The organism is Motilibacter deserti (assembly GCF_011250635.1).
In the GTDB taxonomy this organism is placed as follows: Bacteria; Actinomycetota; Actinomycetes; order Motilibacterales; family Motilibacteraceae; genus Motilibacter_A; species Motilibacter_A deserti.
The window spans coordinates 1-813 of the sequence record NZ_JAANNP010000257.1 but is presented as its reverse complement, the minus strand read 5'-3'; the positions used below and the strand labels follow the sequence as shown (position 1 = coordinate 813).

Sequence of the window (813 nt, the reverse complement as noted above, 5' to 3'; positions counted from 1 at the left end):
CCACGACCGGCTCTGCGTCCGCCTCCGGCACGTCGGCCTCCCCGCTGGACCTGCTGCTCGGCATCCCGGTGCTCGGCCCCGTCCTCGGCAGCACCATCTGGGGCTGAGGCCGGCTGCCCGCCCAGCGGCACCCGGCAAGACCCTCACAACGGCTCACGACGACGGAAGGACGACCCGTGCTCACGGTCCACGCGATCGCGCTCGACGACTTCGGGGCGGAGTTCGGCCGGTGCCTCGCCGACCGCTTCGCCGTGGAGGTCATGTCGGGCGACGACGCGTGGGCCGGCTCGGCCGCCTGGCCGCCGGCCCGGCTGCGGGTCGTCGCCGGCGCCCACGAGGCGCTCGGGCTGCTCGAGCTCGTCGACGAGCTCTCCTTCGGCTGGCGGCAGGCCTGGCTGCCCGTCACGCGCTTCGCTCCCGGGCTGCGCGTCGGGCCGCTCGTCGTGCCCGGCCGGTCCGCGTGCTTCGGCTGCTTCCGGCGCCTGCCACCGGGCCCGGAGGAGCCCCAGTCAGGCCCGAGCCCTCTGGACTCGACGGTGGCGGCGGCCCGGGCGGCTGTCCTCGCCGTCCCCGCGGTCGAGGCCGCGCTGACCGGCAACCGGCTGGGCCAGGAGGCGGGCTGGCTGCGCCGTGACGCCCCCGACGGGCGGGCGACGCTGCTCGGCCCGACGACGGGCGTGCCCGGCTGCCCCCGCTGCCGGCCCACCGCCTACCAGGGACAATCCCCGGGTGCGCAGCTCTGAGGTCGTCTCCCGTGCCGCCTCCGACGGGCCGGTCCCGAAGGACCTGCGCGACGAGCTGCTCGCCGTCTGG

The 813-nt window shown here is 77.4% G+C and carries 1 protein-coding gene; it reads left to right on the top strand.

Annotated features, from left to right (window positions below; all coding sequences use genetic code 11):
- The first annotated feature begins 176 nt into the window (after positions 1–176).
- A complete protein-coding gene (locus tag G9H71_RS22905; RefSeq protein ID WP_166285037.1) occupies positions 177–743 on the top strand; it encodes a hypothetical protein in 567 nt (188 codons plus the stop codon).
- The last annotated feature ends 70 nt before the right edge of the window (positions 744–813 follow it).